We start from the raw sequence: 524 nt of genomic DNA on the forward strand, positions 1-524 counted from the left end.
GAGCTCAAATCCTCTATGCAAAGACTAACAGATGGATCTCAAGCACAAGCTAGCTCATTAGAACAATCAGCTGCAGCAGTAGAAGAAATAAGCTCATCAATGCAAAATGTAAGTGATAAAACAATAGATGCAACTAAACAAGCAGAAGATATTAAAAACATTGTAGGTGTTATTAAAGATATAGCAGATCAAACAAATCTTCTAGCTCTTAATGCTGCAATTGAAGCAGCAAGAGCAGGAGAACATGGAAGAGGCTTTGCAGTGGTTGCTGATGAAGTAAGAAAACTAGCTGAAAGAACTTCTAAGTCATTAGGTGAGATAGAAGCTAATGTAAATGTATTAGTGCAATCTGTCAATGAAATGAGTGAATCTATAAAAGAACAAACTGAAGGCTTAGGACAAATCAATGAAGCTATAGCCCAACTTGAAACTCTTACACAAGAAAATGTAGAAGTAGCTAATGCTACAAATACAATTACTCAAAGAGTAAATGGTATAGCAGAAGAGATATTAGAAGATGTGAA

At 34.9% G+C, this 524-nt stretch carries 1 protein-coding gene; it reads left to right on the forward strand.

What is annotated here, in order from left to right; genetic code table 11:
* A partial coding sequence (locus tag CQA49_RS09845; protein WP_258864302.1) for a methyl-accepting chemotaxis protein occupies window positions 1–524 on the forward strand: 524 nt, incomplete at both ends.

The organism is Helicobacter sp. MIT 00-7814, from assembly GCF_003364115.1.
GTDB lineage: Bacteria > Campylobacterota > Campylobacteria > Campylobacterales > Helicobacteraceae > Helicobacter_F.